Here is a 23,504-nt window from a genome sequence, read left to right as displayed (position 1 = left end):
GATTTTTTTCAATTGGGAGCCCAAACAATTAAAAAGATTGTACAGTTTTTTCAATTGCGGGCGCATACAATTAAAAAGAATGTACAGTTTTTTCAATCAAATGCACATTCAATTAAAAAGAATGAGGATTTTTTTCAATCAAAAGTTCTTTCAATTAAAAAGAGTTTACATTTTTTCAATTGAATAAGCTTCCCTTTAATAGAAATAAATTGATTTTCAGGCATTTAAATCATCAGCACGGCTGTTTATTATAAAGAATCGTATTTGTTTCGGTCTGCCTGCATCAATTGAGTACAAACAACACTTACCCTCTCGCATTGCGTAGTTAGAATAAATGGGCCGGTTAGTTAATATATTCCCGGCTCAATAAATTCTGGTTTAACCTGGCGGGTTAAAAACTCACCTTGCCATCAAAATGACCTTCCTGCATTCAAAATTCCCCTTAAAACAGGTTTTGAGAGCCTCTTTTTCAGCCTAAAAATGGAGAATGTGTTTTTCTAACTTATTCATGATCAATGAATTTTTAGTCGTAGAGATCTTTTTACTCTTAAATCGGGCTAATGATAGTAGTGAAACAGGTAATGAGATACGACAGGCTGCTGTTTAAATGAAATTTGGTTTTTAATAACTCAGAAACATGAAAACAATAACTAAAATTATCGCTGTGTTGCTGGTAAGCTTTGCAACTATTAAAGTGAATGCCCAGTTGAAAAGCAGGATCTATGGAACGGTTAAGAACAATGAATTTGTTCCTGTGGTAAATGCTTCGGTGAGTCTCCTGAGATCAGAAGATTCGTTGTTGGTGCACATAGCTTCTTCCGACAAAAAAGGCTATTTCGAATTTCCGGCGCTAATTAAGGGAAATTATATATTGAAAATAACGTATGTATCTTTTGAACCATTTTTGTCATCAGGTATTGAATTTTCTGGGGATAGTTCGGTTGAAATTAGTTCCATTATCCTTAAAAGAAAGTCAGCAGCCATGGAATCGGTAGTGGTAGAAGGCATAAAGGCCCCGATAGAGAACAAGCTTGATAAAATGGTTGTCAATGTGAATGCATCACCTACGAATGCCGGAAATAATGCGCTCGAAGTACTGGCAAAAACCCCGGGTGTAAGCGTTGACCGCGACGGTAATATTAGCCTAAGAGGCAAACCGGGCACAAGCATTTTAATAGATGGAAAGCTGACCTACCTTAGCGCCCAGGAACTGGCTACCCTTCTTAAAGGTATTCCGGCAAGCCAGTTAAGTCAGATTGAGGTAATGACGCAACCATCTGCCAAATATGATGCAGAAGGTAATTCCGGCATTATTAATCTTAAAATGGCGAAGAACCGTCAGACAGGATTCAATGGCAATGTAAATCTTGCTTATTCTCAGGGGAAATACGCAAGGCTACCTAACAGCTTTTCGTTTAATTACAAAAACCGGAAAATTAACTTATACTCAAGTTTTTCTTATTCACGATGGACGGATTTCAACACTGTGGATATTACACGGAAATTTTTTGATAGTGCAGGGAATGGAACTGCAGTTTTTCTTCAAAACAGCAACGTAAAATTTATTGGCTATAATTATACCGGGCGTGTAGGTCTTGATTACAGTATCGACAAAAAAACAAATATAGGTATTGCGGTAACCGGGATTGTAAACAGCAATAAATCAAACGTGGAGAGTAATTCTAATATTTTTGATGGCCAAAATAATCTTGATTCAATTGGTAATACCAATGGACACAGAAATGATCTATTCAAAAACGTTGGATTGAGTCTTAACTTTGAAAGAAACATTGACAGCACAGGAAGAAAATTCAGTGCAGACGCAGATTACATTCGTTACAGGAATACAAGTGATCAGCAATCGTACAATTATGTTGATGACATTGATGGCAGGCTGTCAAGTCCGCCGCTTTTATTGCGTGCCTTTCTTCCATCCAACATTTCTATTTACAGTTTCAGGGCAGAGTATACACACCCGCTGAAAAACAATGCAAAGATCGAATTAGGAGCTAAAAACAGTTTCGTGGAAATAGACAACCAGGCTCCCTATGAAATTTATAGTAACTCATACGGAAAATGGATAACCGATTCTTCCAGAGCAGATCATTTCCGGTACACGGAAAACATCAACGCTGTTTATTTAAATTACAGTAAGCAATTAAAAAAATGGAGCTTCCAGGGCGGCTTACGTTACGAGCTAACGAATTTAACTGGCAGGCAGCTTTCAACAGGTAAATCTTATCCTCGCAATTATTCTCGTTTATTTCCCACATTATACCTGGGTTATAATCTGTCCAGGAAAAATCAGCTGGTATTTTCCTATGGCAGACGTATTAACCGGCCTAATTATCAGGACATGAACCCGTTCCAGCGCTTTCTTGATAAATTCACCTATATCCAGGGAAATCCTTTTTTACAACCGCAAATTACCAACAATTTTGAGCTCAGTCACCAATATAACAATCACCTGTTTACTACTGTCAACTATACATACACGAATAAGGTTATCAATGATATACTTATACAAAATGATTCCACAAAGGTAACCTACAGAACAAAAGATAATATCGGTACCAGCAGATCCATTGGCCTTTCTATAAGTTATAACACAGCCATTACACCATGGTGGTCGGTCAATGTGTATGCCACCTATTACAAAAACTACTATAGCGGGTTATTAAATAACGTACAATTGAAAATTGATGCATCGAACTTCCTTGCGAATTTTTCGTCGCAATTTAAATTCGGAAAGGGTTTCAGAGCTGAATTATCCGGTTCTTACAGGTCCCGTATGTTGGAAAATGGAATATACCGGATAGCACCCCGCGGAGATCTTTCAATAGGTTTTGCTAAACAAATACTAAAAGATAAAGGCACTATACGTTTAAACTTCATCGACCCGTTCAACTTACAAATGTCAAGATCTTCTACAAAATATGGAAACATAGATATGGGGGTTGTAAGCCATTGGGATAACAGAAGAATAAATCTGGGATTCACTTATAAATTTGCCAAAGGAAAAAATGAACAAAGGAAAAGCAAAACAGAACTATTGGACGAACAAAAAAGAGTTAATTAAAATTCCTGAACATTTTTTAAAGATCCAGACGTGGTTGGTACACCAGTTACGTCTGGATTTTATATTTTAACATGCCTGCCGTTTTCTGCGAAGTTTGCACCATTTAGCCACGGGCGGCTGATGCGAATGATGTGTTCGTTGATGGCATATTTTAATAAGCCAATAGTTGATTTAACATTCAGCTTCTCTTTCATATCCTGTCGTATCTTTTCAACAGAACGAATACTCAGAAATAAATGACTGGCAATTTCTCTATTACTTTTTTCTTCCCATAATAATTGAAGTACCTCTTTTTCTCTATCGTTCAATTCAACGTGCCGGCGATCATTGTGATTACGTGTCCTGTGTTGTTTGCCCCAATACATCACTTCAGTAAGCAATTTGCTTCGATAAATTCTGTGTTCAGCAACTGAAGTGATGGCATTAATTACCTCCTCAGGTTCGTCGGCTTTTGAAATAATGCCATAAACGCTTGAATCCAGCAATTCGCTTAGCAAATTCATATCTGTACACATGGTGAGCAGTACAATTTTGATTTCAGGGTATTCACTTTTGATCATTTTTATGGCATCAATGCCATTGATCTGCGGCAAAAAAAGATCCATCAGCAGAATATGGGTATTAAAGTCTTTTAATTTTTTTAACAGATCGGGAATGTCGGGAGACTGTATAACTACAGTGATGTTTCTTTGCTCTGAGAGATAGTTTTTCAACGTTTTTCTGAATAACGTGTTTTCATCTACAATAGCTAGGTTGATATGGCTGGGCAACATAAGAAATGTATAAGGTTTATAAAATATTTTTCAGCTCGTTTATCTACATGATCTTAAATTAATTATCAGGCGATAGTGTCCGGCATATAAGAAGGAAATCTTCTGCGATCTGGTGAATAGTAGCGTGTTTATATAAGCCGGTATCATACTCAATTGCAGCTTTGATATAATTGCCACATTGTTTGAAATTGAAAATAAAGCTGGTATTGGCTGCAATATTACCGGGCGTATAATCCCGGATTTCCAATCCCGGAACAGTAGGCTGTTCTAATGAGGACTGTAATTGCAGTAATACGTTAATAAAAGGCGACTGGGTTTCCCCTTTTGCATTCGGTAGTTTTTCGATCAGCATGCTATAGGGGTATTGGTCATATTCCTGCACCTGCAGCATTACCTGTCTAACGTGTTTCAGTATATTCCCCATTTCTTTTACGTCATCATTGATCCTTATGCGTACGGGCAGTAGGTTATTGTATAATCCCACCTGGTTTTCGAGTTCAGGATGCTTCCTTGTGGTAACAAAGGTTCCCAAAATAATATCCTGTGCTGCTGTATACCGGTTCAATAAAACACTAACAATTGCCAGCATAACCATTAGCGGGGAAGCATCGTGGCAGTTAGCTTCATCATTTAGCTTTTGGGTTAATTGGCTGTCAATGTTGAACCGAACCATGCTGCCATGCTGTACAACCAGCTTATTTTCGGGAAAGTCGACCGGAAATGCTACCGGCAACGGTCTATCGGCCAAATAATTTAACCAGAAGTGCTCCTGCTTTTTAAGGTTGTTGCTTTGCTGTTGGGCATTTTGCCAGGCCGCAAAGTCCTTATATTGAATGCGTAATGGCTGCAAAGGATTTTCGGATTGATTTTGCCACGCATTATAAAAAGTGAATAGCTCACTTATTAAAATTTCAACTGAATGGTCATCTGCAATGATCGGGTGCATCGAGCACATGAAAATAAACCGTGACTTTAAGACCCTGATCAGGGTAAATCTTACCAAATGTCTTCGTTGCAGGTCGAATGGAAAAATGTATTCTTCCTGAATAATTTCATCGGTGATTTTCTCGCGGTTGTCGTAATCGCTGATATCAATATGATTGATGCTCATGTTAAATGGCCCCGTTGGCGGAATCCGCTGCTTTAATTCTCCGTTAAGCATAACAAATGCGGTGCGCAATATTTCATGCCGTGAGATCAGTGCTTCGATCGACTTCTCTAATAATTCAACCTGTAAGGATCCTTCAATTTGTAAGATGAAAGAAATATTACATCCAGATCCGCCATCAGGATCCTGTTTTGTTGCGTACACCAGTTTCTGAGCATAAGAAGCTTCATAATACTCAGCAGGTGGTAAGTCTGGAATCACTTCGTAAGTTTCACAATTAATCATATTAATATCAATTAAGCAATAACTTATGCGTAAACTTTCCCCTAACCATATCCTTTTGGGAATACAGCTTCGCTAATACAGCCTACAGGGCTTTATTAATTCAAAAACAAGATCAACGCGGGATAATATTTTCCGGGGACTCGATATTGGCAGGCAGGTCTGCTCTGTTTCATCAGCGGTAATATGAGTGAATTAATGTACTTTTTATAACAGCACCGCTGGCAGATATGTAACCGATTGAAATCTTTTTACTAATTATCTCCAGTTAGCCGATCCGTTCACTCTTCTTCGGTCTGATACATTCACTTTGCCACCCCCGGTTAATGTAAGAGTAGTAACGGTAGTATCGTATCTTTTACCGTTATTTGCTTGACGGGCACTTCTTTCATACTTGAAAAGAGGTGTTGCCTGAATGCTGAACGGAAGTGTGGTTGTCTGTGTCATAATGTATTGTTTAAATATGTTAATCTAATTTAGGCCATCTTATAAGCCTGTTTGAATTTATTACACCAAGTCATTGTTTCGGGCGGTATATTTCATTATTTACATGACGTTTAATGGATCATTACAAGATCGCTGGAGGCTATTTCTACAGATATAGCCTGTTTTAGCAAAGGGAGCCGCACCAGGAACCGGGTCTCCTGATTTAGGCTACGGATCAATGTTCCCTCCATACCTGTAAATACACCCCGGGTAACCATAACATGATCTCCTGCTGAATAAAAATCTTCCTTCTGAACATCCTTACCTTCAGAGGCCAGGAGTTTTATTTTGCTGATCTCTTCCTCCGAAATAACGTCGGGGACACCTCCTGTAGACACAAATCTTACCACACCGGGTATTTGTAAAAGGTCGACTCCTTTAATGGCCCCCCTTTTCACAAAAACGTACCCTGAAAATAACGGCTCTTCAATTTTTTTAATTCGGTCGCTCCACCGGCGTAATACGGTTCTTACAGGCAGATAATTCTCGATTTGCAGCTGGTCAATTTTCTGAGAAATTTGTTTCTCAAATTTTGGCCTGGTATATAAAACATGCCATTTAAAGTTTGAATTACCTTTTTTCATAAAAAACATTTAAAGCGAACAATTAAAAAAGATATTACCTTTTATCAGCAATTTATTATCTCCAATTGGCCAATCCGTTCACTCTTCTGGTGTCCGTTACATTTACTTTGCCACCGCCGGTTAAAGTAAGAGTGGTAACGGTAGTGTCGTATCTTTTACCGTTATTTGTTTGACGGGTAGTTCTTTCATACTTGAAAAGAGAAGTTGCCTGAATGCCGAACGAAAGTGTGGTTGTGTTTGTCATAATGTGTTTGTTTAAATTTGTAAGTCTAATTTAGACCATCACACAAGCCTGATTGAAATTATTACACCAAGACATTGTTTCCGACGGTATATTTCATTATTTTCATGACATTATTTTTAAGCACGTTTCAGGAATGCCGTTTTCATTAAACCTTCGACTACCTCAGATAAACAAAAACCAGGTCCTTTACCATATTGGGGGTTGGTTCTTCTTTATATTCTACGAGGTTTCTTTTGTTGCAATAATACTGGGTGCCAAAGGACAGCGGGGAATTTTGCCTGATTATGTAGTCCCGTATCTGATCAATATTTGCCTGTTCTACTTTCATGCTCATGTAGCTTTATCAAGCTCATTCAATGATAATAAAAAAAGGTACTTTGCTTTCACCGGCCTGCTTATTGCTGAGCTGGCCATATACCTTTACCTGTTGATTCTCACTGGAATTTTAAAGGATCCCAACGCCTATACCCATCCCAGTATCTGGTTTCAGAATAATAATCCCATGACGCTGCTCAGGCAAATGTGGCGGGGAATTTATTTTATAGCCTTTAGCTCGGCATACTGGTTTGCCATAAAGACCATTACCCTGCAGCGGAAAATACTACTGTTCGAAAAAATTCAGCTTCAAAACCAGGTTGATAAAAATAACCTCGAAAAGAACATTATTGAATTGCAGAACGCTTACCTGCAATCCCAGATAAACCCCCATTTACTCTTCAACACGCTTAATTTTGTATATACTAACGTAGAATCTGTTTCCAGAGAAGCAGCAGAAGCCGTAATTCTTCTTTCTGAACTGATGAACTTTTCGCTAAAGGAACCTGAAGCAGATGGTATGGTAAACCTGGAAACAGAAGTGGAACAAATAAAAAATATTATAAAAATTAATCAAATAAGATTTGACAATCGATTAGCCATTGATGTGAAATTTAATGGCGAGTTTAGTGACGCAAGAATAATTCCCATTGGCCTATTACCTTTTATTGAAAACTTCTTTAAGCACGGCAACCTTACAGATAAAGATTATCCCGGTAAAATAATCGTGAATTATAATGGAGAATCTGTTGAACTAATCACCCTGAACCGGAAAAAGGTCCGTAATAAAGCCTACAGCCATGGTATTGGCCTAATAAATGTTCGCAAAAGACTGGACAACCTCTATAAAGACAGGTATACACTTACTACCAACAATGAAGGGCAGGACTATTATCTACATTTGACCATTAAATTAAAATCTGAATGTCATGCTTAGCTGTTATGTAATTGATGATGAGCCTCATGCCCACCAGGCCCTGGCAAAACACATTGAAGCAACACCCGGCCTTCAATTGATGGGTGTATCAGAAAACCCGCTTGAATCGTTGGAAATTTTCAGGCAAAAGGGATATGCCGATATTACGTTTATTGATATCGATATGCCACAACTATCGGGCCTTGAACTATCTGAATTACTGGCTAACAAAACCCATATTGTTTTTGCCACTGCCTATGATAAATATGCCCTGCAGGCATTTGAAAAAAATGCAGTTGATTATATTCTTAAGCCTATTTCATACGAAAGGTTCCTGAAATGTATCAATAAGCTGTATGGTAAAGGAATTAAAAATGCCCCTGAAGAGGAAGGTACAGAAGGGCATTTCTACATTCAGTATGAGATGAAAGGCAAACTGATCAAAATTGAATACAAGGATGTAGTGTATATTCAATCATTAAAAAATTATGTGATCATCTATTGCACCAGCGGTAAGTATATTACCTATCTTACTATGAAAGAAATGGAAGAAAGCCTGCCTTCAACCGTGTTCATGCGAGTGCATAAATCGTTTATCATAAACCTGAATAAGATGCTTTCAATCGATGGCAATGCCATTACCCTGCAGGATAAAGCAGAAGTTATTCTGGGTGTCAGTTATAAAGAGGCATTCTTTAATAAACTGAACGAAAAAATGATCAAAACCAAAAGATTACCTGGCTAACTGGCCCCGGTAATAGATTGAATTGTAATGCTTATATAACAAATAATAAATGATCAGTTCCTGCTTACGCGCTTTTTGCACAAATAATCTGTTGAGGTGCATATGAATAAGACCTTCCAGTAACTTTTCCTTCACCGCGTAAGTATTGCTAACGCTGCCGGCAATTTTTTCGGAATATTTATACAGCTCTTTATAGTCATGATCAAGACCTGCCTTTAGCGTATTCATCTTTTCATATATTCCATTGATTTCGTTGCGTAGCGTATTATATTTCTTTTCAAGGCTTTTTTTAAGGCTTTCCTCTTCCCCGAATTCCTGGTAAAAGCCAGTATATAAACTCTGGAATAACGAGATCCGCTGTTGCGCTGTAAGCTTAAATGCATTCAGTATTTCTTCGATCGATATAATAATAATATCCAGATTGTAAGGGTAGGGTTTTCCATCCTGTACCGATTGGTTAATATAATGAACGATCAGCTGGCTGCTGCCAAAAAAGAAAGACTCAATATCTACAATAGAAGCGGGAGCGTATCTTTCCAGTTCACGTATATAGGTATCCAGGTAATATTTTTCTATCTTCCGTTTTTCTACAAGTGTCCGGAGTTTTTTACTGAAGATTGCTATCAGTTTATCAGAAAGCAATTCATTCATATGCACCCTTAAGCGAATGTGGTGGTTGGGATCGTAATACCGCACGAAAAACCATTTGTCTACGGCTTTGCTCTTATAGAACTTTTCAAGCAAAGGCCACAAAACTTCCCTCAGCAGCTCATTGGCCAGTACAGGATGACAATATATTTTAAAATAAAGCCACTCGGTTCCCGGTGTAAAGCTTCGGCTTGTATGTTCATTTCCCTTAAAGGCGTGGTATACGGGAAAATTGTATACGGGTTCGTTCTGGTATAAAGAAGCAATATACTGACCTATCAAAGGCCGCCCGCGGTGATCAACCACATCTGGCACTCCTTCATTGTTTATCAGAAATTCGGTTAACATTACCTTGTCATAGTTCCTGATGGTATCAAGAAACAACAGGATGTCTTCTTCATTTTCCTGGTCAAAGACCAATTGGTTATCATGCTGGGTCAAGGCAAAAAAGCGCGGTAGTTGAATTGACTGTGCGAGGCGGTGAAACCGGGTCTGCCAATCTGAACGGGCTTCGTTTTTAATAAAAGTAAGATCGTTGCCGTTAAGATGCCAGGTAGCCAAAGTTAGTATGGCCGATTTGTATACTACCCGGGGATAAAATTTCAGGTCAGGAAAAAAGTGGCTAAGGTCCAAAGTAAGATTGGTTTTCAGGCCCTGAAATTGCAAATCGCATAAAAAGCGGAAAACCGACAATTCACTGTTATGATGATTAAAAGCTGAACTATGCCGGGGCACAATAATGGCATTGTGCTTTTTTGATCGTAGTATTATCTGTCCATTGCGAACAGATACAAAAATATCGTGTAAAGCCAGCTGAAACTTTTCACCTACGGTAGAAGTGGCCATTACCGCCACTTCGTATTGCCGTATATGTTTTCTTGAATTAATATTCGCGGCGCGCATATCGCCTATATGGGCAATTTCGGCAAATAATACCTCTGTATTACATTCCTGTTCTTTGGCGGCGATTTCTCTTGCCATGGAAAAAACCTGGTCGTTAATTGAAGTAAACCTGCCTATTATGGAAGTGGCTGATACCCCACCCGCATTTTCGATATATACCTGGTCATTATGTAATCTGAAAACCACCGACATGCTTGGCGGAAGTTTATACTCTTCACTGTGTACTTTTATTTCCTTCAAATCGGCTTCCGTTAGCTCAATTCTGTTAAGCCCATTCTTTTGCGAATGGAATTTATTAAGCAATAATGAGTGGGTGGTAGTCCATTTTACATGCTTCCTGGATTCAGCATGGCTGTTATTGAAATTAATATCTTTTAACAATTCATCTTCCCAGTAAATAACATCGTCTTTGTTCTCGTATCCAATGCCTATTTCAGGATCCAAAGCTGCCAGTAAGGAAATTTCTCTTTCCTCGAACTTTTCAATAAATGCATGTTTAAAATCTTCCAGTTCTTCATTCCTGTGAAAAGGCGCCAGCGCATTCAGGCATTGCAGTCCGTCAAGCACCATCTGTTGGTACTTTGCCTGTAAGCCACCCTCACCATTTTCCCGTTCAGCTACAACATAAAAAACACTTTTATATTTTTCTCCGCCCTCCAGCAATTCTTCCAGCAGCTGACTATACTTTGTTACCTGCCCAATATCGTGCACATTGATGGCACGCAATTCTTCCATTAATGCTGAAATGACGTTTAACCTGGGCGAATTGACGTTATGCTGATGTAAATATTCCAAAAGATCTTCCAGGCAGCTATTACCCGTGATATTGGCGCCTTGCTGGGGCAAAATAATCTGCTCGGTAATTAACTGCCGGGCAAATTGCGTCATTGTTTCTTCATCATATCCGGTGCTTTCCATTAAATACTGAACAATATCATTGAACGATCTTTCTATGGCGCAAAACTTAGAAATTTCGGCGATCATCTTATTGTTCGAAAGCGAAATAATCGAAAATGACCGCTTCGTGTTATTGAGCTCGATACCATATTTAATATATCTGAATTGCTTATGCACCTTATACAGTGTAATATTCGATTTATATTTTACTGTATCCCACGCTTCATTTGCAAGCAAATCGTTACACAGCTTCAGGTTTAATAAATAGTCGGGTTTGAAATGTGTGGTAAATTTTTCGTTCCCAAATTGTATCTGGTCATGTTCATTACTCCATGCCACCGGCGTTATGGAAGAAAAAACACCAAATGGGGTTGAGCGAAAGCAGGCCCGGTTGTAATAGTTTCTGATTGTATTTTTTTGTTTTGAACTTAAACGCTGGTAATCAAATCCGTGTTTCTCTAATTCATTGTAAAAATCTGCGTTGGCTATAAATAAGGCGCTTCTAAAAAAATCACTTTGAAGTAACTGGTTCCCATCAAATGCGTTATAGTCCTGGTAACTGAGTATAGGATTCCTCATTACCAGCGTTGGAAGGAAGGTAAATTGCATTAGGACAACGTTTTGGTATAATGGTTATAGTTAGTACAAAATAAATGCAAAATTATGAACTAAAATAAAGTTATTATTTTATTTTGCAAGCGTGCATTTATGGCAATAAGTGCGTCGTTTTTGGCAATAAGTGCGCAGTTTTGGCCCTTAAGCGTGAAAATTGGGTCCTTCTCAAGTATACCCATCTGCTCTTTAGTAAGACCCGCAATGGAAATTATGGCTACTACTAAATACAGGCTGCCTTTTAGCAATTAATTTGTGCTTGCTTTTATTGTTTCCTTTGAAAAAACAGCAGTCTAATTATTCAACGATTTTCTTTGGGATATTGATCATTTTCCACAGACTTTTTTAATTACTATTATATGAAATTGAGCGTTTGCATTTTTGCATATAATCTTGAAGAGTTCATTGCCAATGCCATTGAAAGTGCTTTATTGCAGGAAACGGATTTTGAGTATGAGATCGTAATCGGGGAAGATTGTTCCAAAGATTCGACCAGAGCAATAGCTCTTGATTATCAAAATAGATATCCGGGAAAGATAAGAGTGTTATGTAATGAGCGTAACCTGGGAATAATGGAAAATTATAGTAATACTATAAATCATTGCAGGGGTGAATTTATTGCATTAATGGATGGTGATGACTATTGGGTGAGCAATCGGAAGCTACAGGCGCAGGTTGACTTTTTAACGGCACACCCGGAATTCACCCTTTCCTTTCACGATGCAAAAATACTGAAAACGAAGGGTGGCTGGGATAAGAGAACCTGCTGCGGTGCTGATCATAAAAAGATCGTTACATTCAACGATGTGGTTTGCGATGTGCATATACCCACCTCATCCCTTGTATTCCGACGTAGTGCCCTTACAAGCTTTCCGCAAAAATGGTTTAATAAATTACATTGTCCCGACCGGCCTATATTTCTTATGCTCTTGTCAAATGGTCCTGGATACTATTTTAACGAACTGTGGTCGGTCTATCGCAAGCATCCGCATGGTTTCTGGACTGCCCAGGACTATCAGGCTCAATGGCGAATTCATTTGCAAATATATAAACTGATGGGTCAGCACTATGGCGACCGGTACAAAGAATCATTCTGCAATTGTGAAACAAGGGTGAACTATACTTTGGCGATCAACTTGATCAAGGATAAGGAAGTTAAAAGGGCCCTTTGTTTTTTTAGAAAATACATGAGGAGTCGCTGCAGGAAATCGCTTTTACAAAAATTCAAAGTTTATTGTAATGTTTTCTTTTTTGCCGTTTTGTATTGCAAAACCAGGCTTGCCCTGGCAATAAAATAAAGGAACAGTCTGGTTTTTAAAGGTAAATAATGATAATTCACTTTTGTTTACTGAATTACTATTCCGGGAACATTGTTCTATCAATAGAAGGTATAAGCTTTAGCGCGTTTTTGTAATAGATCTTTTTTAAAATCGAATCGGGCAGGTTCATTCCATACATGCTCCAGAATGCATGATATTTTTTGTGATAAGGAAAGTATTCATCATCGGTTTCAAGTACGCGGAAATAGGTTACATATTCATTAGGCACCCATGAGTCTTTGCCAAACAGGATCCTGTCCTGGTATTTTTCAAAAAACTGCCGGGCCATTCGGGGCTGTCTTCCTAATTCTGCTATCACCGCGCCAAATTCAATATACATATTGGGTATTTCATCGAGCAATGCCGACAATCTGTTTAAATCATTGGCATACCATCCAAAGTGGGCATTAATAAAAGTTGTTTTCGGATGTTTTTTGAACATCTGATGCTGTTCGTCAATGATAGTTTGCCAGGGCGCGGGATTATCATTTGTATACATTCTTCCTTTCTGTGTTGTCATTTCGAGCCATCGTTCATTTTTTTCATTCGCAGGCTCCCAAAAAGATTTTGGAGCAGCAGAATGGATCAGCACAGGTATGCCCAGTTCACCGCATTTATCCCAAACAGGGTCGAGGCGAGGATCGTTCACTGGAATGCGTTTGCCATCAATATCCTTATAAAACATGCCGAGCTCTTTAAAGATCTTTAACCCTTTGGCGCCATTGGCTACATCCTGTTCAAGCTGCGCCAGTGTTTTTTTGATCCAGCCAGCATCTCCCACCCCGTTAAAATTTATGTTCGTGAAAACAACAAACCTTTTCTTATTGCTGCGGTTAATGTTTTCCATCATTTGCTTTAAGGCAGTGCCTCCTTTACCCGTTAAGTTAACCATCACCACCATATTCAAACTGTCCATTTGTTTAAGCAAAACAGCAAGGTCCATTCGTTCCATCGTAGGCTGATGGTTATGAATATCAATGAACGGGAAACGAGCCCGGGTTACAATATGATTGGGCACCACAAGAGTGGAAACAGGATCGTATTCTTCAAAACCCATTGAAGTTTTCGTTTGGCCATGCGCCTTGTTTAAAAAAAGTCCGGCATAAAGTGCTGTAACGAAGATGAAAAAGGTTTTTATGCGCTTAAGCGGTAAGGTTAACTTGGTATTCATTTTTGCTCAATAAAATTAAAAGTATAAGATAAGTACAATAAATTCATTGAGTGCAAAAAAACTGTTAAAGCAGTCTTCCTCATCGGCCACAAAAGGTAATAAATTTTATTATTTAAAAGATAGCGCTATCTTTGTACTGTAATAATAAATGTTACAGTATGAATAATGGACGGTTTGCCACCGCTTTACATATATTGACGCTACTTCAGTTAAAAAAGGACGAATTACTGTCGTCTGAATATATCGCCGGTAGTATCAATGTCAATCCTGTAATAGTTCGTAAAGAGATCAGCAACCTTCGGGCGCATGGGTTTATTGAAAGCAAGGAAGGAAAAGGCGGAGGTTACTCATTGGGGAAACCTGCTTCGCAAATTCGCTTATCCGATGTGTATAGATCGGTGAACGATTCACCGATCCTGGGAAGATCTAATGACCCAAATCCCGATTGCATGGTTGGCCGGCAGATAAACGTGCACCTGAAAGAACTGTTTGTTACGGCAGATGAGGCTTTTTTAAAACAATTGGGAAAAACTACGGTGGCAGATTTCAGTAAAAAGTTCTTCTGATTTTTTTAAACATAACTGTAACATGTGTGGTTACAGATTGATTATAAATCTTAAAAAATAAAACAAGTGAAAGTATTATTAATTGGAGCCACAGGCTTTGTTGGTTCAGCTATTTTAAATGAATTGAACCAAAGAGGTCATCAGGTTACAGCTGTTGCCCGAAATATAGAAGCAGTTAAAAATCCCAATGTGATTACCAAAAAAGTAAATGTCTTAGTTGCAGATGAAGTAGCTGACATTGTCAAAGGACATGATGTTGTGATCAGCGCGTACAATGCCGGGTGGAGTAATCCTGATCTGTACAATGAATTTTTGCAGGGATCCGCCGCTATTCAGGAAGGCGTAAAGAAAGCGGGTGTTAAAAGATTATTCGTTGTTGGTGGTGCAGGTAGTTTGTATATCGCTGAGGGTGTGCAAAAGGTGGATACACCAGAGTTTCCCGCAGAATGGAAAGCCGGGGCATTAGCCGCAAGGGACTATCTGAATATTCTAAAGAAAGAACAGGAGCTGGATTGGTCATTTTTAAGTCCCGCAATTGAAATGCACCCGGGAACGTCTGGTGTAAGAAAAGGGCAATATCGTACCGGGTTAGATACACCGGTTTATAACGATGCAGGAAGAAGCGTTATTTCTGTTGAAGATGTGGCAGTTGCCATTGTAGATGAGATAGAAGATCCGAAGTATATTCGTCAAAGGTTTACAGTAGCCTATTAAATTCAGGAAACTTGATTTCTATATATTTAGCTTTTAAATAAATTCAGTTATATGAAAGTCTCCTTCACACAGGTCGATACCGCCTGCATGGTTATAGACATAAACGGATTTGTTATCGTAACCGATCCTGCTTTCGATACAGAAGGCACTGTATACGAAGGCCCACGCACCTTGTATAAAACTGGCTCGCCCCGGCTGCAACCCAAAGATATTGGTCCGGTAGACCTGGTGCTTCTCAGTCACGACCAGCATAAAGACAATCTTGATAATGCCGGTCGTGAATTCATCAAAACAGTAAAACAGGTAATCTCTACCCCGGGAGCCGTGGAGCGGCTTGCGCAGAACAACGTAACAGGGCTCAACGAATGGGAAAGTATTTCCATTGCAACCGCTAAAGTACCCGGCCTCAGGATCACCGCCACACCTTGTCAGCATGCGCCTACACAGGAGCAGACAAAAATATCAGGACATGTTATTGGCTTTATGATCGAGTGGGAGGGGCAACAAGGCGCACTCTATGTATCAGGAGACACCGTATATTTTGATGGTATTGAAGAGATCGCAAAACGATTTAAAGTGCACACTGCAGTGCTGCATGTGGGTAAAGCTGGTTTTCCGGACATCAACTATATGCCCCTGACTTTTACAACCGAAATGGCTATTCAAACAGCCCGGCTCATGAACGTGAATAAATTTATTCCCACACACTTCGAAGGTTGGAAGCATTTTAACGAAAAACCTGAATATCTGCACGAACAGGTTACCCATTCAGATATTAAAGAAAAATTGTTGTGGTTGCAGCCAGGCACGCCGGCTGTCATTGAAATTTAACTAAACCAGCATTTTCATAATAAGGGTTATAAGAAGCCATCTTTACCAGCGTAAAGATGGCTTCTTATTAATCGGCAGTGATTGACGGACGGGGCCGCTATTTAATCTTATTTTAATATATTTTAGCAGAATATGATTTTTTTTAGCAACTTAGCATAGGACATAGATTCAACTGCATAGCCTATAAATTACAACTAACTTTTGCCTGTCTTGTACAACACTGTTGACGATAACAATTTATTTGCTCTGGTAAAACAGGATAATGAGCTGGCTTATACCGAACTATACAACCGGTATTGGCAAAGGCTCTATTTTGTTGCACACAAGCATCTTAAGTCGGACCCCGAGGCAAGGGAGATCGTACAGGAAGTATTCTTTACCATATGGGCAAAAAGAAGATCGTTGGTTATCGAATGTTTTTCTGCCTATGTAGCTGCGATGGCCCGGTATGCAGTTTATGTAAGCCTGGCCCGCAAGAAAAAGCATGCTGAAGAAATAAGCGAAGAAGCAATAAGTAAGCGAACCCTTTCGGTAGCACTTGCCGAGCTCCTGGAAAATAAATGGTTGTTGGAAAAAATTTCCGCACTCTCCTCCGTATTGCCTGAAAAATGCCGCCTGGTCTTTATTAAAAATAAATTACTCGATCAATCGCTCACGCAGGTAGCAGCAGATCTCGACATTTCCCCAAAGACCGCCGAAGCTCACCTTACCAAAGCATTGAAGATCATGAGAGATAAATTGGGTGATGCAGCCATTTTCCTGATGCTGTAAGATTTAAAAAAAAAATTAAAAACAACTAAGGGGTAATTATCTGTTCAACACTCTTAAGGGTATAAAACTTGCCATATGAGTGTTCCCGAGGAACAACTTCTAGCCGCATTGGCTGAAAAATACCTGTCCGGCACAGCTACTGCTTCTGAGCAGGAACAGTTACACCAACTGTACGACCAATGGAAAGACGATGAAGAAACAATTGTTTCTGAAACGGAACAGTCTGAAGTGCTGCGTATAGAAATCTTGCAGGCTCTCAAAGACCGCATCAATGGTCAAAGCAGGATTGTCCCTTTTTATAAAAGGAAGTCATGGCGAATGATAGCGGCCGCGTCCATTATTATTGTCGCAGGCGTTCTTATCTTTTATTATAATCAATCCGCCACTTCAAAGAAAGAACTCACCTCAAAAGAAACTGTTCCTGCAAATCAATCTCCGATTCTACCCGGTAAAGACAGGGCAACCTTAACATTGGCCGATGGCAGGGTCATTGATCTCGACAACTCAGGCGCCGGCCTGTTGGCGCAGGAGGGAAATACAAGCATTATTAATAAGGATGGAAAAATAATTTACGGCCCAAATAAAAAGGGTAGCCCTGAAACCATATATAATACCATCAGTACGCCCAGGGGCGGTCAATATCAATTGGTTTTGCCAGATGATACCAAAGTATGGTTGAATGCTACTTCGGCCTTAAAATTCCCTGTAGCATTTACCGGCAACAACCGCACTGTTGAGCTCACCGGTGAAGCTTATTTTGAGGTAGCGAAAAACCCGGCCCGGCCATTTATTGTTAAAGTAAAAGAAGTAGAAGTAAAAGTGCTGGGCACGCACTTCAATGTAATGGCTTATAGCGAGGAAGATGCGATCAAAACCACGTTGCTGGAGGGCTCGGTCAAGGTCAGCACTCAACAACCGGGTAAAGAAGGATCTGCAATGTTAAAACCCGGCGAGCAGGTTTCAGTATCCCAATCATCCAAATTATCCCAACCTATCCTCGTTCAGACAGAAGAAGTAGTATCCTGGAAGAACGGAAAATTTCATTTTAATAATGCAGATATAAAAGTCATCATGCGCCAGATAGCCCGGTGGTATGATGTGGAAGTGGAATATCAGAATATTTCAGCACAAACCCAGTTGGGTGGCATTGTATCAAGGAAGGAAAACCTCAGGCAACTGCTCGATTATTTTGAAATAGCAGGTAAAGTGCATTTTACCGTAGAAGGAAGAAAAATTATCGTTTCCAGATAAAAAGTAAAGGCCAAAAAAACCGGATCCCGTTGGAGCGGGGCCCGGCAAAAGCTTTGGTCGTTTATCAGTCGATTCCGCAACCAATATTAACAAACCAAAAACGAATCAAAAGTATGAAAGTTTTACTGTATGGCTATGCCCGCTGGCGGCGGGCTAATAGCCATAGCCAAAAGCTTATGAGCATGAAACTAACGATTGCCTTTCTATTCGTAACAACTGTGCAGGTGTATGCTGTGGGCACTGATGCCCAAACAGTCTCCATCTCCAAAAAGGACATCCCTTTGCAGGAGGTGTTCAAACAGATCAACCGGCAAACGGGCCTCGATTTTGTCTATGACATGAAGGTTATTCAAGGCGCCAAAGTCGACCTCAATGTAAAGAACATGGAGGTGAAGGACGTGCTGAAATTGTGTTTTGCCAACCAGCCATTTACATGGGTGTGGCTGAACGGAACCATTGTAATAAAGGAAAAAGTGCCGGAAGTTGACAACGCGCCGCCGCCTCCAGCCCTTATTAAAATAAAAGGTACCATCAAAAACGAAAAAGGCGAGCCCCTGGCCGCTGTAACCGTTTCTAATAAAGCGCGGGGTATAAATGTGGCCAGCAATGAAAGTGGTGAATTTACCATCGATGCCGAACCAGGCGATGTGCTCGAGTTCTCATCCATTGGTTATACTGCACAACAGGTTAAGGTCTCATCTGCCACAGAAGTTATCAGTATTACTCTTGCCATAGCTGTTGTTGAAGAACAATTGGTGGTAGTGGGATATGGCACCCAACGGCGCACAGATCTTACCGGTTCTGTAGCTACCCTTTCTGCCAAAGCCTATAAAGACCAACCTGTAGTGAATGCTTCATCTGCCTTGCAGGGCAGGGTAGCAGGCGTAGCGGTTACCAATAATTCGGGAGCGCCGGGCGGGGGCGTTAAAATTCGCATTCGCGGCGCTAACTCCGTGAACGCCAGCAACGATCCCTTGTATGTTGTTGATGGTATTGCCCTCAGCAGCAACGGGCTGGGCGATATCAATGTAAACGATATTGAATCAATGGAAGTGCTCAAAGATGCTTCTGCTACTGCAGTATACGGATCAAGAGGCGCTAATGGCGTAATTATCATTACCACCAAAAGCGGTAAAAGCGGTAAGCCAAAGATCGAGTACAATGGTTTTGCCAGCTTTAACCGGCCAATGAAAAAATACAAGCTCATGGATGCCGTAACCTATGCTAACATTGCCAATTTAACGGCCGGGGCCAGCGTATTTCCCGATCCGCAATCTTTTGCCGGGCAAACGACCGATTGGCAAAGTATGATCTTCGATAACTCGCTTACGCAAAGCCATCAGTTGTCTGCATCGGGTGGAACCGAGAATGCAAAGTATTATGTATCGGGTTTCTATGTAAACCAGGAAGGTTTATTGATAAACAGCGGCCAGAAAAAATTTGGCTTACGTTCGAACATAGACCTGAAATTGAGCAAGCGGCTGAACTTTGGCATAAACGTCTATGCAGGCCGCATTAATTCGCATAATAACAATGATGTCGGCTCTAAAGGCAACCCGGTTACCTCGGCGCTTACCTGGGCGCCCACAGAACCGGTGTACGATGCAACTGGCCAGTATAAACGCTTCGGCATTTCGCCTATATGGGGCAACCCCTATATGGTGATAAAAGAGCGCGTTTATGACAATTTTTCGAATGTGGGCATCTTTAACGGTAAATTGAAATATTCCTTCACCGACTGGCTCACGTTGACGGTGAATGCCGGCCTCGATATGCAATTGGCGAAAAATGCTACGCTGAATAATGACTGGATAAGCCCGGGTAATCATGGATCGCAACAAACCTCTGTTGAAAAATATACCTATCAAAACAGCAACGTACTTACATTTCATAAAGATTTCGGCAAACACAACATCACTGCTACTGCTTTAATGGAAGCTACCTCCAATAAGTACTATACCTTCACTGCATCCGGTTCGGGCCTGGCTTCCTTATCGAATGGATATTACAACCTGGGGTTAAATGCTTCGCAGGGCATTTCATCGGGCTACAGTAACTGGTCGCTTTTGTCGTACATGGGCCGTGTGGCGTATAGCTTTAATGACAAATACCTGTTGACGGCAACCGTAAGAAGGGATGGCTCTTCTAAATTCCAGGGAAGTAACAAGTGGAGTAATTTTCCCTCCTTTAGTTTGGGCTGGAAATTATCTAACGAGAAATTCATCGATGATCTCGGCATTTTTTCCAATCTTAAATTAAGGGCCGGCTGGGGTGTTACCGGTAACCAGGCTGTGGACCCCTACAGTACACTGGGCTTGCTGAATTCTATCCTTTATTCTTATGGAACCACAACTGCATCCCCGGGTTACACGTTGGGCAACCCCGCCAATCCTGATGTAAAATGGGAAACATCGAAGCAAACAAATGTTGGGCTCGATGCAAGTGTATTGGGGAACAGGCTGAATATAAGTGTGGACTATTATAATAAAAACACCAGCGACCTGTTGCTTAACACCCGCATCAATAATTACGACGGCGGCGGCACATTCCTGAAAAATATTGGAAAGGTAAATAATAAAGGTTGGGAAATAGTGATCGACGGAACGCCTTATAAAAGTGGCGACTTTACCTGGAACGCATCCTTTAACGCTTCCTTCAACCAGAATAAAGTGATAAGCCTTGGCGCAGATTCCATGCTTGAGCGGGCGGTTATAGGTGGCGGACTTATTACCAACAGTATACAGGTAGTAAAGCCAGGACAGCCGCTGGGTTCATTTTATCTCATTCCCTGGGAAGGCGTTTACCAGGTTGATAAAGGGAATTATAAAGCCGGTGACGCTATGTACAGGGATGTGAACGGAAACAATTCTATCGGATTTGAAGACAGGGTGATCTCGGGATCAGCAACGCCAAAAATGCAATGGGGCTTTAATAACTCTGTGGCGTATAAAAACTTCGAGTTGAACGTTTTTATCCAGGGATCACATGGGAATAAGATCTTCAATGCTACCTATGCTGCTACTGCTGTGCCTACCAGTGATGTTAAATTCATTACCCTGGCAGATGCAGCTAATTACTGGACGCCATCCAACACAGGTTCTACCTTTGCAAACCCCGGAAGCAAAAATAAAAGCTGGGTAGAGAGCAGCCAATTCCTGCAGAATGGTAGTTATGTGCGGTTGAAGAATGTGAGCCTTTCGTATGAGCTCAACCAGAAATGGCTGAAGCTGGCGACTGCAAAGATCTTTATAAGCGCACAAAACCTGGCTACGATCACCAAATACAAAGGCTTTGATCCCGAAGCTACTTCTACTATGTCAAACAGTGATACCGATGCCGGTATCGACCTTGGCGCTTATCCTTCTCCCAAAACAATTACTGTTGGTTTACAGGTAAAATTTTAAAACTATGAAGAGATTCAATATATATCATATCGGCTTGCTGGCGCTTGTACTGCTCACAATTGCCTGTAAAAAAAGTTTTCTCGATGAAAATCCCCAGGGAAGCATTACACCTGTAAGTTTTTATAAGACCGGTGAAGACCTTGAAATGGCCGAGGCCGCATTGGCCCTGCAACTCAATGGCGCTTTTAACACGATAGTAGGCGTGTATTACGCCGCTGATGACATCACGTCAAAAAGAAATGGCAATAAAATAGAGTTTTCAGACTTTGATTGTTTTAACGCCAATGCGTCAAACGGGAGAATGACCGCCTGGTGGAATTATTTTTATGCCACCATTAAATCGGCTAATTCCCTGCTTCAGAACTATACGAAGGCAACAACTGCAACAGACGAACAGCGTAATAACGCTGCCGGATATGCTTATTTTATGCGGGCTATCAGTTACTTCTATTTAACAAGGAGCTGGGGCAACGTACCCATGCCAACGGAAGCAGTGGTGCAGGCCGACCGGCCCAATGCAACAGTACAGGAGATCTATAATTTGATAGTGGCCGATCTGCAGAAGGCAGAGACCATGCTGCCCGATCATTGGAGCGGGAAATCGAGACAGAGCGGCACCGATATCCTGGCTACCAAAGGCTCGGCAAAGGCGTTGTTGGCCAATGTGTATCTCACTATGGCCGGGTACCCGCTGAAACAGACTGATAAATACGCCCTGGCCGCTGCCAAAGCAAAAGAAGTGATAGATGGAAAAGCCACCTGGGGTTATGATCTGCTGACGGATTTCGCCGATATCTGGAAAATAAAGAACAAGTACAATAAAGAAGCGGTGTTTGCCTGTTATTTTGATAATGATATTCCGGCCTGGAGTTGGGAAAATGGGAACATGTGTGGGCCGAATCCCTTCTCACCCGATTATGAAGAAGGTGGTTGGGAAGATGGCTATGGAGAAATTGAATTCTATAACAAATTTCCCGCCGGTCCCAGAAAAGCCGCTACTTACCAGGAAGCGTATTATGTAAAGAATGACCCCAATAATGTAGTTACCTGGCAGAATACTTTGGTGAAACATCCTTTTTTTCTCAAATACCGCGACGATGAAAGCTACGATTGGAAAACACATAAAGCCAACGACTGGTGGGGCAGCGCCACCACCTTTATCATTCGTTATCCGGAAGTGTTGTTGACCTATGCGGAAGCGAAAGCCATGTCTTCGGGTGTTGATGCCAGTGCGTATGATGCCATTAATCAGGTTAGGCAAAGAGCCGGTTTAACGGCTTTGCAAACCGGGTTATCACAAACAGCTTTCAGAGATTCAGTTGTAGCGGAAAGAGGATGGGAGTTTGCAGCAGAAGTTGGTATCAGGTGGTTCGACCTGGTAAGGACCGAAACTGTACAAAAAGCGAATGCGGGCCGTAATGCTGCGGAAGTTTCGTTGATCAATCAACCCAGCGATGCTAACCATAGTTATTATTGGGCCCCTGTTCCTGTAAATAAATAACAGGGATGCATAAATAAAAGCATAAAAGACTTTAATGAGTTTATATAGCAGCAGATAAAAAGGTTTGTTTCTACAAACCTTTTTTGTTTGTGACAGCTAATGCCCGTTTCATGGATGAATAATTGCTTCCGCCTGCACAAAAACGCATCCCTGCCTGCCGCTTCCTTCGTCTTTTTAAAAGAACGGTCATACCTCTGCGCTTACGTATACTCCTAATTGTATACTTATCTAGTGTATCCATTAACGGGAACGATTGCATAAAAAAGTGAATTTGTTCAGGACACCTCAGGACAGTTGAGACTACAGTACTATCTATTTTACCGCCTGTTGCCACGCAAGTCCTAAACTAAAACGATTGCCATGTATAGCCAAACTGACTTTCCC

The 23,504-nt window shown here is 40.7% G+C and carries 18 protein-coding genes; 11 read left to right on the top strand and 7 right to left on the bottom strand.

Going from position 1 to position 23,504, the window contains the following annotated elements:
* Positions 1-637: 637 nt before the first annotated feature.
* On the top strand, positions 638-3,079 hold the full coding sequence (locus GGD38_RS09170; protein ID WP_375298300.1) for a TonB-dependent receptor domain-containing protein: 2,442 nt from the start codon (positions 638-640) through the stop codon (positions 3,077-3,079).
* Between the two features lie 59 nt (positions 3,080-3,138).
* Here the strand turns inward: GGD38_RS09170 and GGD38_RS09165 are convergent, their stop codons facing one another.
* The 5 genes from GGD38_RS09165 to GGD38_RS09145 form a co-directional block, all read right to left on the bottom strand.
* Entirely contained in the window at positions 3,139-3,852 is a 714-nt protein-coding gene (locus GGD38_RS09165; protein ID WP_375298301.1) for a response regulator, read from the bottom strand.
* Positions 3,853-3,910: 58 nt separating this feature from the next.
* The gene (locus GGD38_RS09160) at positions 3,911-5,221 is read right to left on the bottom strand and encodes a condensation domain-containing protein (RefSeq protein WP_375298302.1); all 1,311 of its coding nucleotides are present in this window, start codon (positions 5,219-5,221) and stop codon (positions 3,911-3,913) included.
* Between the two features lie 279 nt (positions 5,222-5,500).
* Complete coding sequence (locus tag GGD38_RS09155) at positions 5,501-5,689, bottom strand: hypothetical protein (RefSeq protein ID WP_375298303.1); 189 nt, start codon at positions 5,687-5,689, stop codon at positions 5,501-5,503.
* 110 nt (positions 5,690-5,799) lie between these two features.
* Entirely contained in the window at positions 5,800-6,312 is a 513-nt protein-coding gene (locus tag GGD38_RS09150) for a UpxY family transcription antiterminator (protein ID WP_375298304.1), read from the bottom strand.
* Positions 6,313-6,367: 55 nt separating this feature from the next.
* Positions 6,368-6,556, bottom strand: a complete 189-nt coding sequence (locus GGD38_RS09145) for a hypothetical protein (protein WP_375298305.1) — start codon at positions 6,554-6,556, stop codon at positions 6,368-6,370.
* 133 nt (positions 6,557-6,689) lie between these two features.
* Between GGD38_RS09145 and GGD38_RS09140 the strand changes: the two genes are divergently transcribed.
* Entirely contained in the window at positions 6,690-7,808 is a 1,119-nt protein-coding gene (locus GGD38_RS09140) for a sensor histidine kinase (RefSeq protein ID WP_375298306.1), read from the top strand.
* Positions 7,801-8,532 carry a LytR/AlgR family response regulator transcription factor gene (locus tag GGD38_RS09135; protein WP_375298307.1) on the top strand — a complete coding sequence of 244 codons (732 nt, stop codon included), beginning with the start codon at positions 7,801-7,803 and terminating at the stop codon, positions 8,530-8,532. The genes GGD38_RS09140 and GGD38_RS09135 overlap by 8 nt, the downstream gene beginning before the upstream one ends.
* On the opposite strand, the gene GGD38_RS09130 is transcribed toward GGD38_RS09135, so the two are convergent.
* A complete protein-coding gene (locus tag GGD38_RS09130; protein WP_375298308.1) occupies positions 8,521-11,589 on the bottom strand; it encodes a lantibiotic dehydratase in 3,069 nt (1,022 codons plus the stop codon). The genes GGD38_RS09135 and GGD38_RS09130 overlap by 12 nt on opposite strands.
* A gap of 362 nt (positions 11,590-11,951) precedes the next feature.
* Between GGD38_RS09130 and GGD38_RS09125 the strand changes: the two genes are divergently transcribed.
* The gene (locus GGD38_RS09125) at positions 11,952-12,890 is read left to right on the top strand and encodes a glycosyltransferase family 2 protein (protein ID WP_375298309.1); all 939 of its coding nucleotides are present in this window, start codon (positions 11,952-11,954) and stop codon (positions 12,888-12,890) included.
* A gap of 58 nt (positions 12,891-12,948) precedes the next feature.
* Here GGD38_RS09125 and GGD38_RS09120 read toward each other — a convergent pair whose 3' ends face one another.
* Positions 12,949-14,082, bottom strand: a complete 1,134-nt coding sequence (locus GGD38_RS09120) for an amidohydrolase family protein (RefSeq protein WP_375298310.1) — start codon at positions 14,080-14,082, stop codon at positions 12,949-12,951.
* Positions 14,083-14,240: 158 nt separating this feature from the next.
* Here GGD38_RS09120 and GGD38_RS09115 point away from each other — a divergent pair, with 158 nt between their 5' ends.
* The 7 genes from GGD38_RS09115 (at position 14,241) to GGD38_RS09085 (ending at position 23,120) form a co-directional block, all read left to right on the top strand.
* Positions 14,241-14,648, top strand: coding sequence for an Rrf2 family transcriptional regulator (locus tag GGD38_RS09115; RefSeq protein WP_375298311.1), 408 nt, complete (start codon positions 14,241-14,243; stop codon positions 14,646-14,648).
* A gap of 66 nt (positions 14,649-14,714) precedes the next feature.
* A complete protein-coding gene (locus tag GGD38_RS09110; RefSeq protein WP_375298312.1) occupies positions 14,715-15,362 on the top strand; it encodes an NAD(P)-dependent oxidoreductase in 648 nt (215 codons plus the stop codon).
* Between the two features lie 51 nt (positions 15,363-15,413).
* Positions 15,414-16,193, top strand: coding sequence for an MBL fold metallo-hydrolase (locus GGD38_RS09105; RefSeq protein WP_375298313.1), 780 nt, complete (start codon positions 15,414-15,416; stop codon positions 16,191-16,193).
* Positions 16,194-16,403: 210 nt separating this feature from the next.
* Positions 16,404-16,964 carry an RNA polymerase sigma factor gene (locus GGD38_RS09100; protein WP_375298314.1) on the top strand — a complete coding sequence of 187 codons (561 nt, stop codon included), beginning with the start codon at positions 16,404-16,406 and terminating at the stop codon, positions 16,962-16,964.
* Positions 16,965-17,039: 75 nt separating this feature from the next.
* Positions 17,040-18,215 (top strand): FecR domain-containing protein, encoded by a 1,176-nt coding sequence (locus GGD38_RS09095; RefSeq protein ID WP_375298315.1) that lies wholly within the window; start codon positions 17,040-17,042, stop codon positions 18,213-18,215.
* A gap of 113 nt (positions 18,216-18,328) precedes the next feature.
* Positions 18,329-21,619 carry a TonB-dependent receptor gene (locus tag GGD38_RS09090; protein WP_375298316.1) on the top strand — a complete coding sequence of 1,097 codons (3,291 nt, stop codon included), beginning with the start codon at positions 18,329-18,331 and terminating at the stop codon, positions 21,617-21,619.
* 4 nt (positions 21,620-21,623) lie between these two features.
* Positions 21,624-23,120, top strand: coding sequence for a RagB/SusD family nutrient uptake outer membrane protein (locus GGD38_RS09085; RefSeq protein WP_375298317.1), 1,497 nt, complete (start codon positions 21,624-21,626; stop codon positions 23,118-23,120).
* The last annotated feature ends 384 nt before the right edge of the window (positions 23,121-23,504 follow it).

It is taken from the genome of Niastella sp. OAS944 (genome assembly GCA_024809215.1).
Taxonomy (GTDB): domain Bacteria; phylum Bacteroidota; class Bacteroidia; order Chitinophagales; family Chitinophagaceae; genus Niastella.
Note: the sequence above shows the minus strand (reverse complement) of the source record. Positions and strands in the feature narration are given on the sequence as shown.

Bases quoted from the DNA above. Each gene is read 5' to 3' on its own strand.
- GGD38_RS09170 (WP_375298300.1), top strand. From the start codon at position 638: ATGAAAACAATAACTAAAATTATCGCTGTGTTGCTGGTAAGCTTTGCA.
- GGD38_RS09165 (WP_375298301.1), bottom strand. From the start codon at position 3,852: ATGTTGCCCAGCCATATCAACCTAGCTATTGTAGATGAAAACACGTTA.
- GGD38_RS09155 (WP_375298303.1), bottom strand. From the start codon at position 5,689: ATGACACAGACAACCACACTTCCGTTCAGCATTCAGGCAACACCTCTT.
- GGD38_RS09150 (WP_375298304.1), bottom strand. From the start codon at position 6,312: ATGAAAAAAGGTAATTCAAACTTTAAATGGCATGTTTTATATACCAGG.
- GGD38_RS09145 (WP_375298305.1), bottom strand. From the start codon at position 6,556: ATGACAAACACAACCACACTTTCGTTCGGCATTCAGGCAACTTCTCTT.
- GGD38_RS09140 (WP_375298306.1), top strand. From the start codon at position 6,690: ATGCCGTTTTCATTAAACCTTCGACTACCTCAGATAAACAAAAACCAG.
- GGD38_RS09135 (WP_375298307.1), top strand. From the start codon at position 7,801: ATGCTTAGCTGTTATGTAATTGATGATGAGCCTCATGCCCACCAGGCC.
- GGD38_RS09130 (WP_375298308.1), bottom strand. From the start codon at position 11,589: ATGCAATTTACCTTCCTTCCAACGCTGGTAATGAGGAATCCTATACTC.
- GGD38_RS09125 (WP_375298309.1), top strand. From the start codon at position 11,952: ATGAAATTGAGCGTTTGCATTTTTGCATATAATCTTGAAGAGTTCATT.
- GGD38_RS09120 (WP_375298310.1), bottom strand. From the start codon at position 14,082: ATGAATACCAAGTTAACCTTACCGCTTAAGCGCATAAAAACCTTTTTC.
- GGD38_RS09115 (WP_375298311.1), top strand. From the start codon at position 14,241: ATGAATAATGGACGGTTTGCCACCGCTTTACATATATTGACGCTACTT.
- GGD38_RS09105 (WP_375298313.1), top strand. From the start codon at position 15,414: ATGAAAGTCTCCTTCACACAGGTCGATACCGCCTGCATGGTTATAGAC.
- GGD38_RS09095 (WP_375298315.1), top strand. From the start codon at position 17,040: ATGAGTGTTCCCGAGGAACAACTTCTAGCCGCATTGGCTGAAAAATAC.
- GGD38_RS09090 (WP_375298316.1), top strand. From the start codon at position 18,329: ATGAAAGTTTTACTGTATGGCTATGCCCGCTGGCGGCGGGCTAATAGC.
- GGD38_RS09085 (WP_375298317.1), top strand. From the start codon at position 21,624: ATGAAGAGATTCAATATATATCATATCGGCTTGCTGGCGCTTGTACTG.